The 15,449-nt window shown below is 44.7% G+C and carries 14 protein-coding genes; 4 read left to right on the forward strand and 10 right to left on the reverse strand.

Features of this window, described 5'->3' with window-relative positions; all coding sequences use genetic code 11:
* Positions 1-17 precede the first annotated feature (17 nt).
* From nrdR to BTO10_RS18650, 7 genes are all read right to left on the reverse strand, one after another.
* A complete protein-coding gene (gene nrdR, locus BTO10_RS18620; protein ID WP_008218648.1) occupies positions 18-467 on the reverse strand; it encodes a transcriptional regulator NrdR in 450 nt (149 codons plus the stop codon).
* Positions 468-623: 156 nt separating this feature from the next.
* Entirely contained in the window at positions 624-1,874 is a 1,251-nt protein-coding gene (locus tag BTO10_RS18625) for a glutamate-5-semialdehyde dehydrogenase (RefSeq protein ID WP_105025464.1), read from the reverse strand.
* A 108-nt stretch (positions 1,875-1,982) separates the two neighbouring features.
* Positions 1,983-3,167, reverse strand: coding sequence for a glutamate 5-kinase (gene proB / locus BTO10_RS18630; protein WP_171367898.1), 1,185 nt, complete (start codon positions 3,165-3,167; stop codon positions 1,983-1,985).
* A gap of 76 nt (positions 3,168-3,243) precedes the next feature.
* Entirely contained in the window at positions 3,244-3,633 is a 390-nt protein-coding gene (gene crl, locus BTO10_RS18635; RefSeq protein WP_004741501.1) for a sigma factor-binding protein Crl, read from the reverse strand.
* A gap of 144 nt (positions 3,634-3,777) precedes the next feature.
* Complete coding sequence (gene frsA, locus BTO10_RS18640; protein WP_105025465.1) at positions 3,778-5,031, reverse strand: esterase FrsA; 1,254 nt, start codon at positions 5,029-5,031, stop codon at positions 3,778-3,780.
* Between the two features lie 89 nt (positions 5,032-5,120).
* Positions 5,121-5,585, reverse strand: a complete 465-nt coding sequence (gene tet(34), locus BTO10_RS18645) for an oxytetracycline resistance phosphoribosyltransferase domain-containing protein Tet(34) (RefSeq protein ID WP_004741499.1) — start codon at positions 5,583-5,585, stop codon at positions 5,121-5,123.
* An 83-nt stretch (positions 5,586-5,668) separates the two neighbouring features.
* On the reverse strand, positions 5,669-6,958 hold the full coding sequence (locus BTO10_RS18650) for an NCS2 family permease (RefSeq protein ID WP_008218658.1): 1,290 nt from the start codon (positions 6,956-6,958) through the stop codon (positions 5,669-5,671).
* Positions 6,959-8,020: 1,062 nt separating this feature from the next.
* Here BTO10_RS18650 and BTO10_RS18655 point away from each other — a divergent pair.
* The gene (locus BTO10_RS18655) at positions 8,021-9,493 is read left to right on the forward strand and encodes an aminoacyl-histidine dipeptidase (protein ID WP_105025466.1); all 1,473 of its coding nucleotides are present in this window, start codon (positions 8,021-8,023) and stop codon (positions 9,491-9,493) included.
* Between the two features lie 122 nt (positions 9,494-9,615).
* Here the strand turns inward: BTO10_RS18655 and BTO10_RS18660 are convergent, their stop codons facing one another.
* On the reverse strand, positions 9,616-10,185 hold the full coding sequence (locus BTO10_RS18660) for a DUF3332 family protein (protein WP_105025621.1): 570 nt from the start codon (positions 10,183-10,185) through the stop codon (positions 9,616-9,618).
* Between the two features lie 241 nt (positions 10,186-10,426).
* Here BTO10_RS18660 and BTO10_RS18665 point away from each other — a divergent pair, with 241 nt between their 5' ends.
* On the forward strand, positions 10,427-11,473 hold the full coding sequence (locus BTO10_RS18665; RefSeq protein WP_105025467.1) for a succinylglutamate desuccinylase/aspartoacylase family protein: 1,047 nt from the start codon (positions 10,427-10,429) through the stop codon (positions 11,471-11,473).
* A 171-nt stretch (positions 11,474-11,644) separates the two neighbouring features.
* Here the strand turns inward: BTO10_RS18665 and BTO10_RS18670 are convergent, their stop codons facing one another.
* Complete coding sequence (locus BTO10_RS18670) at positions 11,645-11,962, reverse strand: DUF3622 domain-containing protein (RefSeq protein ID WP_105025468.1); 318 nt, start codon at positions 11,960-11,962, stop codon at positions 11,645-11,647.
* Positions 11,963-12,314: 352 nt separating this feature from the next.
* Between BTO10_RS18670 and BTO10_RS18675 the strand changes: the two genes are divergently transcribed.
* Positions 12,315-13,325, forward strand: a complete 1,011-nt coding sequence (locus tag BTO10_RS18675; RefSeq protein WP_105025469.1) for an adenosine deaminase — start codon at positions 12,315-12,317, stop codon at positions 13,323-13,325.
* A gap of 74 nt (positions 13,326-13,399) precedes the next feature.
* On the opposite strand, the gene BTO10_RS18680 is transcribed toward BTO10_RS18675, so the two are convergent.
* Positions 13,400-14,584 carry an NnrS family protein gene (locus tag BTO10_RS18680; protein WP_105025470.1) on the reverse strand — a complete coding sequence of 395 codons (1,185 nt, stop codon included), beginning with the start codon at positions 14,582-14,584 and terminating at the stop codon, positions 13,400-13,402.
* A 289-nt stretch (positions 14,585-14,873) separates the two neighbouring features.
* Here BTO10_RS18680 and BTO10_RS18685 point away from each other — a divergent pair, with 289 nt between their 5' ends.
* The gene (locus tag BTO10_RS18685) at positions 14,874-15,425 is read left to right on the forward strand and encodes a gamma-glutamylcyclotransferase family protein (RefSeq protein WP_105025471.1); all 552 of its coding nucleotides are present in this window, start codon (positions 14,874-14,876) and stop codon (positions 15,423-15,425) included.
* The last annotated feature ends 24 nt before the right edge of the window (positions 15,426-15,449 follow it).

A 15,449-nucleotide genomic window follows, 5' to 3' on the forward strand; every position in this document is an offset into this window, starting at 1 on the left:
TAGACATGACTGAGGGATTAATCCTCTAATTTAGCGATTTCTTCGCCAAACTCTCGAATGTCTTCAAAGCTGCGGTAAACAGAAGCAAAACGGATGTACGCGACTTTGTCTAATTCTTTTAATTGGCTCATGACTAGGTTGCCAATCATTTCGCTTGGAACTTCACGCTCACCTGTTGCACGGAGTTGTGACTTAATATTACTGATAGCAAGTTCGATCGCATCAGCACTCACAGGGCGTTTTTCCAGAGCACGTTGCACGCCACCGACCATCTTATCTTCATTAAACGGTTCGCGGTTTCCATTAGACTTAATGACTTTCGGCATCACGAGTTCTGCCGATTCGAACGTAGTGAAACGCTCGCTACATGCAAGGCATTGACGGCGACGACGAACCTGATGGCCATCAGCAACCAGTCTTGAATCGATTACTTTAGTGTCGTTCTCTGAACAAAAAGGACAATGCATATCACCTCCAAATAATTGATTGTCAGTGTAACGGAATTGCCAAACGTTAGGAAAGAAAAAGGGCCAATTAAGGCCCTTTTGTGTGCTAATTCATTGATTATTGCTACGCGATAGCAATTTTTAAAATGAGCTGCAGAGTAAAGCTAACGAGAAACGTTAACCGCGAACAAGATAATTCGCTTTACCCACCCACTTGTAGCTGGTCAGCTCTTCTAAGCCCATAGGACCACGAGCGTGCAGTTTCTGAGTAGAGACTGCTACTTCTGCGCCTAGACCAAACTGTGCGCCATCAGTAAAGCGAGTTGATGCATTCACATACACGGCTGCAGAGCCTACCGAGTTAATGAAACGCTCAGAGCTTTCTAAACTATTAGTCATGATCGCATCTGAATGGCTCGCGTTATGTACGCGCATGTGGTCAATCGCTTCCGCAACATCCGCAACCACTTTTACGCCTAGTGTGTAGCTTAGCCATTCGGTGTCAAAGTCACCCTCACCTGCATCACGCACGTCAGTAAAATCGGCAAGAAGTGCCTTCGCGCTTGAGTCAGCTACTAATGTCACTTTATCCGCTAGACGTGTTTTAAGCTTACCAAGGAATTCCTCAGCTACCGCTTCATGAACAAGCAAAGTATCTAGTGAGTTACATGCTGATGGACGTTGTACTTTCGAGTTTTCAACCACATCGACAGACTTCTCAAGATCCGCGCTTTCATCAACGAAAATATGGCTGATACCGAAACCACCGATGATTACCGGGATAGTGCTGTTCTCTTTACACATCTTGTGCAGACCAGCGCCACCACGAGGAATGATCATATCTACGTAGTCATCTAGCTTAAGCAGCTGAGAAACAAGCTCACGATCTGGCTTTTCAATGTATTGAACAGAAGCAGCAGGAAGCTCTGCTTTCTCTAGTGCAGACTGGATAACTTTTACCAGTTCCATGTTCGAGAAGAAGGTCTCTTTACCACCACGCAAGATGCTTGCGTTACCCGTTTTCAGACACAGTGCCGCAATATCGATGGTTACGTTAGGACGCGCTTCATATATAACACCAACCACACCAAGAGGTACACGACGACGAGACAGTGACATACCGTTTTCCAGTACTTTGCTGTCGATTTCGCTGCCCACAGGGTCATTCAGGCTAATAACGTTACGAACGTCATTAGCGATGCCCGTTAAGCGTTCTTCATTCAGAAGTAGACGGTCAAGCAGTGCGTCCGTTAAACCTGCTTCGCGGCCCAGTTCGATGTCTTTCGCGTTCGCTTCTAAGATAGCGGCGGCGTTTGCTTCTAACTCATCGGCAATGATCGCCAATGCCTTGTTCTTTTGCGCCGTTGATGCGGTCGCTAGGTGAAAAGCAGCATCTTTTGCTGCGATACCCATGTTAGTTAAATCCACGTTTAACTCTCCCTAAACTCTGCCTGCTTTTGGATGAAAAAGGCGATGCGTACTACCTACATCTAGTGCAAAAACCAGATGCGCCGTTCATCGCCTTGTCATCTCGAACTATTCTTGGATAACGACAAGGTCGTCACGGTGAATGACTTCTGACCCGTAATCGTAACCAAGGATGTCGCCAATATCTTTACTGTGCTTGCCTGCTATTTTTGCAAGGTCTTGGCTTGAGTAGCTAGCGATACCACGCGCGACTACTTTGCCTTTGCTGTCTGTGACTTGGGTGACTTCACCACGAGAGAACTCGCCTTTAACTCGAACCACCCCTTTTGCCAACAAGCTACTGCCTTTGGTGTTAACGGCATTTACCGCGCCATCGTCAACCACGATGTCACCAGCAGAAGCTGGGCCCGCTAAAATCCAACGCTTACGGTTTTCAAGCGCCTCGGCTAACGGCAAGAAACGTGTGCCTTGAGGATTGTCACTCAAAGAGTCAAAAACCACATTTTCAGCACTGCCTGCTGCAATGATAACTTCAATACCAGCACGACGAGCGATGTCGGCCGCCTGCAGTTTTGTCGCCATACCACCGGTACCTAAAGTCGTGCCGCTGCCACCTGCAATCTTACGCAGCGTGTCATCAATGGTTTTTACCTCTTTGATGAGCTCTGCATTTGGATCTTTGCGAGGGTCTGCAGTAAATAGACCTTTTTGGTCTGTCAGTAGCAAAAGCTTATCAGCGCCACATAAAATACCAACCAGTGCCGACAAGTTATCGTTGTCGCCCACTTTGATTTCGTTGGTCGCGACTGCATCGTTTTCATTCACGACAGGAATAATATCGTGTTCAACGAGTGCGTTGATCGTGTCACGGGCATTTAGAAAACGCTCACGGTCATCGAGATCAGCACGAGTCAGTAGCATCTGGCCAATCTTAAGGCCATAGATAGCGAATAAAGACTCCCAAACTTGAATCAACTGACTTTGCCCAACTGCAGCAAGCAACTGTTTGCTCGCCATTGAGTTGGGAAGTGCGGGGTAACCAAGGTGCTCACGTCCTGCTGCAATTGCGCCAGACGAAACCATAACCACAGAGTGGCCTTGTTTTTTTAATTCAGCACATTGACGAACCAGCTCAACCATATGAGCACGGTCTAATGCCAATGTTCCACCAGTTAAGACACTGGTACCCAGTTTAACAACGACAGTTTTACGCTGCGCTGTTGTCCCGCTTTGATGATTTGTTGTCATGAAGTCTTTTATGGATAAAACAAATAAGAGGTGATGTTTTAGCAATCAACAGGGGAATTCACAAGCAGAAAAGGTGCGAAATCGCACCTTTTTACTTTATATAGAAGAGTAACCTTTAAAATCAGACGAATTCGACAGACTCTTCGTCCAATTGGATGCTGATTTCAAACTTACTTTGAAGTTCATCAACCAGTTTTTGGTGGAAGGCTTCCTGAGTTCTAGTGACCTCAGAAACCGCCTTTTTAGGCAGAGGTAATGAATCCCACTTGCCTTCGATGTTGTATTTACCAATATTGTACTTCGCCGAATACCCCTCTTCCGACTTGTCCAACTCCATCCACCAGCCCCAGAACTCACGCTCTTCTGGTGATTTTTTATCGTTAACACACACTGACAAGCAATCAAAAATATAGTGGCCTTCTTCTGATTGCGGCTCCCTCAAGTATGGCCCAATGGCCTTTAATACATTTAACAAGCGATAATGCGTTGGTTCTTGTGTCACTTCTGACATATTGAATCTCCATTTTCAATGTTAAGAATGACGTTACTCAGACTGCAATACGTTGAAAACATGCAGTTGGATTTTATAAATTTTCTCTGAGCATCAGGTACTTAATCTGTACACTTTTCATGCTTAACTAATTTAGGAGAAATGTCATCTAAATAATTCATCCTCAAGCCACTTTATCGCTAATTCGAGGGATTGCTCATAACCTTGTGTAATTGATTTCGATTTAATTTTCTTTGCCTTGCCATAATCACTATAAATAGCAACCAGTTGATTATCCATTGGCGGGGACACAGGATCGCCCTCTAAGGCCAACGCTAAGATAGGAACACTGGTTTTGCTGTTCGACAACAAGCCTTGCACCTTCAAAGACCACGCCATCAACTGACCAGAAAGACTATTGATATCAACCGCGCCTTTACCTAAACGAGAAGCCAGTACATCTAAATGCATCTTCGGCATTTGCTTCAGTTTATCGGCATGCACAAAGATATCGTGGATTGGCGCGCCAAGAGAGATACAGGCTTTGATCTTCTGTTGCTCGATAAACGACAGCCTCACCATCGCATTGCCGCCGAAACGGAAACCAAACAAACCCACTTTATGATGATCAACCCATGGAATATTTGGTAGCTCGTTCAATACTGCCTGATGCAAGCACGAAGAGTCTTCGGTTAATGGCCAATGAGAGCTGTGCCCTATCGATGGCATATCGACAGTAAGCATCGCAATGTTCTTTGGCGCCAGATAATCCCTAAACAAACGCCACATGTCCGTTTGCAAGCTATCTAAGCCTGCACTTACGATCACAACAGGTTGCGGTTTGTCGGTTTTCGCTAGGTGTAGGTTGGCTTTGATTTTCTTGTTTTGATACGGCACCTCAATCTGCTTAACAATCAGCTTGGTATGCTTAATTGCTTCAGAATAGGCTGCGTTTGCTAATACTTGGGCCTGAGCCGCCAAGTTGTCATTCTTTAGGTGCGGGTAACCTGCAATGCTGAAACATAAAGACGCCGAGAACAGCTCTTCAGCCACCTCTTCACCGCTTTTTTCGTTGGAACGGTTCTGATGCAACATGCCCAACTTAGTCCATTCATAGGCCCAGTTACCGCTGCGGTATCCCATTACGGTGTCTAACCACTCATCGGTAGTACGAGAGTTATCTGACGACGCGATTCGAGCCAGTACAGCTTCTTGTTCAATAGGGTTCACGCCTTGCCATACCCACTGAAGACGTCTTAGGTTTCGGTACCATGATGAGTTTTGCTGTTCACGCTTCTCATCCAATAACGCTTCTGAGCTTGGCATGTATTGCGTCAGCATTGAGGTCTCTTTGGCTTGCTTGTGCTTTACAAACAAGGTTTCCGAAAGGTTCGAGCTCGTTTCTTCTGGTTCAGACATTGGGATACTTAATAAGAAATGATTTTCACTAATAATATAAAAAAAAATGACCCTATAAAGGGTCATTTCTCAAAAAACTAAGTTTACGCTTATTTTGACTTGCGATTTACTGGCTCAACGTAGCTTAGGCTAGTATCCCAAGGTTGCTCAATCCATGTGTCTTGAGCGATATCAACAATGTACTCGTCTAGTAGGTGTGCGCCTGAAGGCTTAGCACATACAGCGATCAGTTTAGCTTTAGGGTACATTTCGCGAAGCTTACGTGCAGTGTCACCACTATCAACAAGATCTTCAACGATTAGGAAACCTTCGCCGTCACCTTCAGGTGCTTTAACGACAGTCATATCACGTTGGTGATCGTGGTCGTAGCTAGAAATACAAATCGTATCTACGTGACGAATACCCAGTTCACGAGCCAAGATTGCACCAGGAACCAAACCACCACGGCTTACAGCCCAGATACCTTTCCACTGCTCTGCTGGCATTTGCTTTTCTGCTAGTTGACGGCAGTAAGTCTGCATGTTGTCCCAAGTGATAACGAATTTGTTGCTCATAGTATAAAACCTAATAATTTTTCATGTTATTAGAGGCTATGCCAAACATAGCCTCTTCAGCGTTTAAGCAGAAATCTAGACGATTAAGCGAAAATGTATTTCAGAATAAAGATTACCGACATGATCCACACAGCAGGTGAAACGTCGCGACCTTTACCACTTAGCAGCTTAATTGCAGCGTAAGCGATGAAACCTAGTGAGATACCCTCAGCAATAGAGTACGTCAGCGGCATAAGTAGACATGTTACCACGACTGGTGCTGCTTCCGTAAGATCACGCCAATCAATGCCAACTAGGCCTGACATCATCAGAATTGCTACATAGAAAAGCGCGCCTGATGTTGCGTACGCCGGAATCATACCTGCAAGTGGTGAGAAGAAAAGAGCAAGAAGGAAAAGTACGCCCACGACAACAGCCGTTAGACCAGTACGACCACCTTCAGCAACACCAGAAACACTCTCTACATATGAAGTTGTGTTCGATGTACCTAGAAGAGCACCGATAGACGTTGCTGTTGAGTCAGCAAGCAGTGCTTTGTTCAGACGAGGTAGTTTGCCATCTTCTTTGATTAGGTTTGCTTTTGTCGCAACACCTACTAGCGTGCCCGCTGTATCGAATAAGTCGACGAATAAGAAAGCAAATACAACAGAGATCATACCGATTTCAAATACTGCAGAGAAATCAAGCTGCATGAAAGTCGGAGCAAGGCTTGGTGGTGTAGACATGATGCCGCCGTACTGAACGTCACCAATGATAATACCAAGAGCGGTAATAGCTAGAATTGCAATCATTACTGCGCCTTTCACACCACGGTGTACAAGAGCAATAGTAAGGAAGAAACCAAGAGCACCAAGGATAGGAGCAATAGCAGTAATGTCGCCAAGTGATACTTTAGTTGCAGGGTTAGAAACTACGATGCCAGCATTGCTAAGCGCGATAAATGCTAGGAAAAGACCGATACCCGCAGAGATACCTACACGCAAAGACATAGGAATCGAGTTGATGATCCACTCACGGATCTTAAAGATACTCAAGAAGATGAAGATCACACCCGAAACAAACACTGCCGCTAGCGCAACTTGCCACGTGTAACCCATGCCCATCACAACCGCGTAGGTAAAGAAGGCATTCAGGCCCATACCTGGAGCTTGAGCAATTGGGTAGTTAGCAACAAAGCCCATGATGAAACAGCCAATAGCAGCCGCTAAACAGGTTGCTACAAATACAGCGCCGTGGTCCATACCAGCATCAGCTAGGATCATTGGGTTTACAAAAATGATGTAAGCCATTGTTAGGAAGGTTGTTAGACCTGCGATGATTTCAGTGCGCACATTGGTGCCGTTTTCACTGAGTTTGAATAGCTTTTCGAACATAATCGAATCCTATAAGGGTAAAAAGTAAACGGTTGCGTAATCGATTGGCTGTGGATTATAAAGTTATCAAATAACAAATTCCAGATAGAATTAAGGCTCTAAATAATATTTATCAGAATGACGTATGAAACCAAGCGATTAAAAATCACATAAAAAAAGAAAAATACACATTAAAAACAATAGACTAAAAACAATTTAATGGTCGTATTTATTTGATTACTTTTTCAACCATCAGTTATTTTCATTAAGAATCTGGCGCTAAATTTGCCAATTCAAACCCACAAGAGTTGTCCGATTTTCAACAGGATCGGTAATAAGGCTCAAATTGATATTTTGCTGTTTAAAAAACAACCGAGCATAGTTAGTAGATAGATGACGAATCACAGCTGGGGATAAAGTAGCAGGCAAAAAAAACGCCACTCAAAACTGAGTGGCGGTAGAATCTGTCAACCAAGAGGGTTGTAAGAGAATTCCAATATATAGGGGTGAACAAAACTGTTCGAGTTACATGCTTACGGTATTAGTAACCGAAGCTTGTAGGGTATGCAAAGTTGCTAGTATAAACAGAGTTGTTAAGCCAGAACATTGCAGATGGTAAACCTTTCATAACTATCACCTTAATAAATCAATAAAAAACGAATTTGATTTCTCGGTTCCTTGGAGGCGATAAACGGACTCATCCTTTGAGCATTTACTCTTCACTTCAGAAGTTGGTTATAAATATACCCCAAAGAAAAAAGATTACAAGTATTTTTTGCTTTATGTCACACTTTTAGCCATTTAAGGTTATTCTGCAAACCCAATATGTAATTAAATTACAATATTGAGTTTAAACAAACGTTTACCTGTTTCTTTTATAAGCATCAAGGCGCTTAATCAAGATCAAATGAACAGGATGGCGTTCAAAGTTTGAAGGAATTAAGGTTTAGAAGCGCTACTCGTGAAAACGGTCTAGTGGTATGCTGTCGGCATCAAAACAGACCTATATTTTAGGTTTTTGTTCTATGTTTATACCCATAAAAACTCTAAATATATGGTTATCAAATAAAAAAGGAGTCATCCGTGTCTGAATTCCATTCTGAGATCAGTAAATTATCCCCTGCCCCTCTTTGGCAGTTCTTCGATAAGATTTGCTCAATCCCACACCCTTCAAAGCATGAAGAAGAGCTTGCTCAATACATTATTGCTTGGGCAACAGAGCAAGGCCTAGATGTACGCCGTGATCCAACGGGCAACGTATTCATCAAGAAGCCAGCGACGCCGGGTATGGAGAACAAAAAAGGTGTGGTACTACAAGCTCACATCGATATGGTTCCACAAAAGAACGAAGATACGGTTCACGACTTCACTAAAGACCCAATCCAACCGTACATCGACGGTGAGTGGGTTACTGCAAAAGGCACAACACTTGGCGCAGATAACGGCATGGGTATGGCATCATGCTTAGCGGTTCTTGCATCAAACGAAATCAAGCACGGCCCAATCGAAGTTCTACTAACTGTAGACGAAGAAGCAGGTATGACAGGTGCGTTCGGTCTTGAGGCGGGTTGGCTAGAAGGCGATATCCTTCTTAACACCGACTCAGAGCAAGAAGGCGAAGTGTACATGGGTTGTGCTGGCGGCATCGACGGCGCAATGACATTTGACATTGCTCGTACTGCAATCCCAGCAGATTTCGTGACTCGTAAGCTAACGCTTAAAGGTCTAAAAGGCGGTCACTCAGGTTGTGACATCCACACTGGTCGTGCAAACGCGAACAAACTGCTTGCTCGCTTCCTAGCAGGTCACGCAAAAGAGCTAGACCTACGCATCGTAGAATTCAAAGGTGGCAGCCTACGTAACGCAATTCCTCGTGAAGGTTTCGTTACCGTTGCTGTTCCAGCGGCAAACCAAGAGAAACTGGCTTCTCTATACAACTACTACACAGAGCTACTTTCTACAGAGCTAGGTAAAGTAGAAGACAGCATCGTGACTTTCAACGAAGAAGCTTCAGTTGAAATGGGCGCACTTGCATCTGCTGACCAAGCTCGCTTCATCGCAGCACTTAACGCGGCGCCAAACGGCGTAATTCGTATGAGTGATGAGGTTGAAGGTGTTGTTGAGACATCTCTAAACGTGGGTGTTATCACGACAGAAGAGAACTCAATCACAGTACTTTGCCTAATCCGCTCTCTGATCGACTCTGGCCGTAGCCAAGTTGAAAGCATGCTTCACTCTGTTGCAGAGCTTGCTGGTGCGAGTATCGAATTCTCTGGCGCTTACCCAGGTTGGAAGCCAGACGCAGATTCAGAAATCATGCACATCTTCCGCGACATGTACGAAGGTATCTACGGTCACAAGCCAAACATCATGGTTATCCATGCTGGTCTTGAGTGTGGTCTATTCAAAGAACCTTACCCGAACATGGACATGGTTTCTTTCGGCCCGACTATCAAGTTCCCTCACTCTCCAGATGAGAAAGTGAAGATTGATACGGTTGAGCTATTCTGGAACCAAATGGTTGCGCTGCTAGAAGCAATCCCAGAAAAAGCATAATTCGAACCATTATGTTTTCGATAGATAGGATTTCACGGTAAATACTATTCATCGACACAAAATAAAACAGGTACTCAATGAGTACCTGTTTTTGTATCTAAGCTTTGCGATCAACTAAGACATTAAGCGCGTGAAGCTGCGTAGCTCTCTAGCTCATCAATTGAAGTTTGTGCAACCACTTCGCCATCGATGAAGTACGTCACCATCTCGCCATCACGAACACCGATTAGTGTCGCTCGCTCACCAGGTTGGTAAGTGATGTCCATTTGCATAGTGTTTTCATCAATCAGCTGCATCTGACCTTTTTCTATCATATTTACATTAGTGATTGGGCCTACAGGCGCTTCCGTTAGAGATGGATCTAGCTGATGGTTAATATCAATGTAAGTATCAACCTTAGTATCAAAGATATGCGGTGCACCCGTTAGTGGGTTGCTACCTGTCCAGAATTCTAGAGAGTTAAATACTAGGTAATCCGCTGCAACCGTCAGACCGTAAGCCGGTGCCAACAGTAAGTTTAAGCCGCCACGTGCGTAACGGTTATCAACGGCTTTAAGGTTGAACTTCATTAGGTAACCGGTTACTGCGTTGCTACCAACACAGCCAGATAAAGCAACAGATACCACTGCAAGTGCTACAACTTTTGAAATTATTTTTTCATTTTCGTCTCGATATTTGAAATTGGCCGCCAGAAAATGGCGATGGATAATATCAAGTGCCAAAAACACAATTATCAGAGTTAAATCAATAAATTGCCAGAAATCTTACAAATAAAAGGTGTATTCCAAACAGGCCGCCATCCATGGAATACCGTTCCCGATACGCCTCCACAAAAAAGTTTTGTCGTTACCGTAAACCGATTGATTCGTACTAAAAATCAACGATTGCTACATTCCGTGTTAACGAATTATCACCATGTTGAGAACAACCTAAATGGCAAGACTAAAACCTAATCAACCATTCGAATTACTTGGTTCTACTGTTCAGCCAGGACAGCGAATGGAGATTGAACTGCAAGCAGCTCAGCTTTACACGCACTCTCCACTTTCGATCCCGATTGAAATCATTCACGGTCGCCAAGCAGGTCCAACACTGATGGTAAATGCTGCGATTCACGGTGATGAGTTAAATGGTGTTGAGATTGCACGCCAACTCACCAATGCGATCGATCCTAAGAAATTGAAAGGGACATTGATTGTCGTGCCGATCGTTAACGTGTTCGGCTTCATCCATAAGTCTCGTTACCTACCAGACCGTCGCGATCTAAACCGTTGCTTCCCTGGTAGTGAGAAAGGATCGTTAACATCTCGTATCGCTTACACTTTCTTCGAGAACGTGGCTAAGCACTGTGATTTCATTCTGGACCTACACACGGGTGCGATTCACCGTACAAACTTGCCACAAATTCGTGCGAACCTTTCGAACCCAGAAACCATGCGCATCGCAAAAGCGTTTGCGACACCGGTGATCATCGACTCACCTCTACGTGATGGTTCACTGCGAAGCGAAGCGGAAAAGCTAGGTATTCCAGTACTGACATACGAAGGTGGTGAGGCGCTGCGTTTTGATCACCTAGCAATTCGAGCAGGCTACCTTGGCATTCACCAAGTAATGAAAGAAATCGGCATGCTGCGCCCGAACCGCAAGAAGCTGCCAGAGCCAGTATTGAGCAAATCCACCAGCTGGATTCGTGCAGAATCAGACGGTATCTTGCGTAACATGGTAAGACTGGGTGAACAAGTTGAAGCAGGACAAACACTTGCTTACATCAGTTCTCCATTAGGTCACCAAGAGAGCCAAGTTATCACGACTAAAGGCGGTATCGTGATTGGCCAACAAACGCTACCTTTGGTGAATGAAGGTGATGCTGTGTTCCACATCGCTTACTTCAAGCAAGACGATGAAGAAGTGGGACAAACCGTAGAAAGCTATATTGAAGAAGTAGCAGAAGACGATTGGTTAACTAGGCTAAACAACTGATTAAGGCTTGAGAGAGCGATGTAAAAAGCGAGAAGCCAAAACCATCGCTCTTAAGCAAATAGCAACGAACTCGACAAACGAAAAAGCCCCAATATAGGTGACTATATTGGGGCTTTTTTATAACTCCCTTATCTTAAAATTAAGGGACCTATAAATTAATCGTGCACCGAATTACTCAGCGTCTTCTTGCTCTTCTGCACGAGCTTTAGCGCGTGCTTCACGTGCTTGCTCAGCTTTAAGCTCTTTAGCGTGACGTAGTTCATCGCGCTCTTTACGTTGTTCCGCTTTACGCTCGTTACGTTCAGCTTGATTTGCGATGAAAGATGCTAGCTCTTTCTCAGCCCACTCTTTTGCAAGCGCTTCTGTTTCGAAACCAGACTCACGCTTAGATACTGTTGTGCTGCGAGACGTTACTTGACGAGTAATCTCTGCACACCAGCCGTTGCGTTTTTCTGTAAGGCGGATATCAAATTTTTTGTTCTTAGACATGTTCTATTTTTTCCTAAGGGAGATCATTAAGGGATCGGTCAACTTTGATAACTCCATCTAAGTGAGCATCTTTTAACACCATCCCTTGGTAAGCGCGGTATTAGAGCACAAATCAACGAATATTGCTGCAAATATTTGCAGCGGATCACACTCTAGTGCTGCAAATCGTTTGCGGCTCATTTTTAAGCACTCAACAGCCTCTAATCTCTAACAATTTCAGCCTCATTTCATCGACAACCATGAAATGAACTATGCTCAAACAGAGATAAATGAGTCGTCTAACCCGTTAGCTTGGTAGGCGTTAATTATCTCCCCCTACTCCGCCCATAATTAAAATAGCTAAGGAGTTGCTATGGATAGCTTCATCAAAAATTTACCGAAGGTTGAGCTGCACTTACACATTGAGGGCACACTGGAGCCCGAACTGATGTTCGAACTGGCCAAGCGCAATAACGTATCAATTCCCTTTGAGAACCCAGAGCAAGTGCGAGACGCCTATCAATTCCACAACCTGCAGTCTTTTCTCGACATCTATTATCAAGGCGCCAATGTACTGATTCATGAACAAGACTTTTACGACCTCACTTGGGCCTACCTATTAAAGTGCCGACAAGACAATGTGGTTCACACTGAGATTTTCTTTGACCCGCAAACACACACAGAGCGTGGCATAACCTTCGACACTATTATCACTGGCATCACTCGTGCACTCGACCAAGCAACTCATGAACTTGGGATAAGTAGCCAACTGATCATGTGCTTTCTACGCCACCTTGATGAAGAAAGCGCGTTCGAGACGCTCAAACAGGCTCTGCCTTACAAAGATAAAATCATTGCGGTTGGTTTAGATTCATCGGAACAAGGTAACCCGCCCGAGAAGTTTAAACATGTATTCCAAGAAGCGCTCAACCAAGGCTTTCTGACTGTCGCACACGCCGGGGAGGAAGGCCCAGCGCAAAACATTATTGACGCATTGAGTTTGCTAGGTATCACCCGGATCGACCATGGGGTTCGCTGTATCGATGACGCAGAACTCGTAGAAGAGTTGGCAACAAAACGTATTCCACTGACAGTTTGTCCGCTATCGAATACCAAACTAAAAGTCTTCGATACTATGGAGCAACACAACATTGTCGAGCTACTGAGAAAAGGGCTTTGTGTAACCATCAATTCCGATGACCCAGCTTACTTTGGTGGCTACATGAATAGCAATTTCCTCGCGGTAGCCAATGCCCACCCAGTCACCCATCAAGAGTTAGCCCAGTTCAGTATTAATGCCGTGGAAGCGAGTTTCATCTCCCCTCACGCCAAAGAGGACCTGATTACGCAGGTACGTCAATACTTGATAGCGAACAGTCAATAAGTTGATAAGCGTTAATTTCAATCAAAAAAGGGAAGCTCAATGCTTCCCTTTATAATCAAGATACTGAAATCAGTTTACCCTGGATGACCATCCACTCTTGGCGTAAGTAACATCATTCCGAATTTCCAGATAAACAGACCAAACGCCAGCGTCCATAAGCCTGCACTGATGTTCACCATCTCAAACAAATAACCAGGGAAGAAGGTGACACCTAAGCTACGTACCAGCGCTGCCACAAAAATTGCAGAGAATGCGAGCCCCATGCTTGGTCCTTTATAGATAGCACGACCAGTGTGTCCCATGGTCACGCGGCTGATCATCGCTAAGATAAGCCCGCTCAAACCACCAATCGCAAACAAGTGCAGCATGTTGTGACTGGTAAATGGATTATCTAACAAGCCACGTAACAGCAAGCTTAACGGAATACACACATATGCAGCGTGCAGCGACCACACCAAAGGCTCAGACAGGGTTGTCCAAGGTTTCCAACGGATGAAGCGTACCAGCTGAGCAACACCAGCAAAAACCATTAATCCGCTGCCCACTTGAGCAAAGGCTAAAGGGAAGAAGCTCAAGATAAACAGCCCCACCAGAGGTAGATTCGCTAACCACTCCAACCACACCAATGGCTGCGCTTTTTCAAAGTTAAAGCGACGAGCGGTAAAGAATGGGATTACTCGCCCACCCATCACCGATAGTAGTAAAGTAAACCACCACAGCATGGCTTGCCATACCGCTGACGAAGGAAACGGCGGCATACCCTTGATGGTCGCGTAACTCGCAAAGTTCGCCACAATCGCCAATACAAACAGTGGAACGAAGAATAGATTTTTCCATCCTTTCGACTGCACGACTCGAAAGCCAATCTCGTAAGCAGAAAAAGCCAAAAATAGCGCTTCAATCGACGAAATTAACCATAGCGGTGCCGGTGTCCAAAATAGGATACGAGGTGCCAACCACAAGCCGACTAATGCAGCTAATCGATAATGCTTGGTGCCATTGACGCCAGTCCAAGTTTGTACGGCCGTCAGCACAAAGCCAACAACAATCGCCATCGAGAACCCAAACAACATCTCATGCACGTGCCACCATAACGCGGGCACCTTTAGAATTTCAGGCTGGCCGTTTTGGAACATGATGACCCAAGCCACAATCGCAATTACGGCATAAACACTGCCTAGAAAGAAGAAAGGTCGAAAGCCTAAACGCAAGTAGGCTGGAATCGCGTCTTCTACACTTTTATCTGTGATATTTAACAAACTCGCTCCTAATTCTCAGATAAGCGGCCAAGGTATTACCTAAACCTAAATTTGGTGTACATCAAGCTTGATGCAATATGCAGATCACATTGCATGAAACGCGCCAATTAGATAAAGCCAGTAAAAACAAACACTCACAAGATTCATTGACCAATAAAAAAGTCAAAACCACACAACCAAAAGAGTCATAAAGACATATAAAGGTGTCAATAGAAACTTACTGACTTTTATGATTGCGCCACATATAGTAAGACTAGACTTAAATGGCACAACTCAGACAAGGAACGCGATGTATATTTTTGGTTATGGCAGCTTGATCAACTCTTCTTCTCGTCAACTTACCGGTCAAACGGGTCAAGCAATCCCAGCGATTGTTCATGGCTTAGTGCGCCATTGGAGTAAAATCGACGACAGTTACGTGTTATCCCCTTTGATCGTCAATCTTGGCGAAGGGCAAGTGAATGGTGTTTTACTTGAAGTCGACGAGATAGCGCTTGCTGAGTTTGATCGTCGTGAACGTGGCTATCACCGAATCGAATTAAAAGCCGATCAGATAGAGAGCCAAACCGAATTCAAAGAAGATCAATCTATTTGGGTTTATGTGAAAGACGAAATCGAGACGCCTTGTGAAAACAGCCCTATCGTTCAGACCTATGTCGATACCGTCATGGCTGGATGTTTAGAGGTGTCTGAAAGCTTTGCGGCGCACTTTGTTAAACATACACAAGGTTGGCACCACCCATTAGAAAATGACCGCCACCAGCCTAAATATGGCAACCTAGCGGGAGTGTCTGAGCACCACCACAGCGTGATTGATCGACTAATTAAAAAAGGAGCCTAGAGGCTCCTTTTTATAGTGCAGATT

The organism is Vibrio chagasii, from assembly GCF_002954585.1.
Classification (GTDB): domain Bacteria; phylum Pseudomonadota; class Gammaproteobacteria; order Enterobacterales; family Vibrionaceae; genus Vibrio; species Vibrio chagasii_A.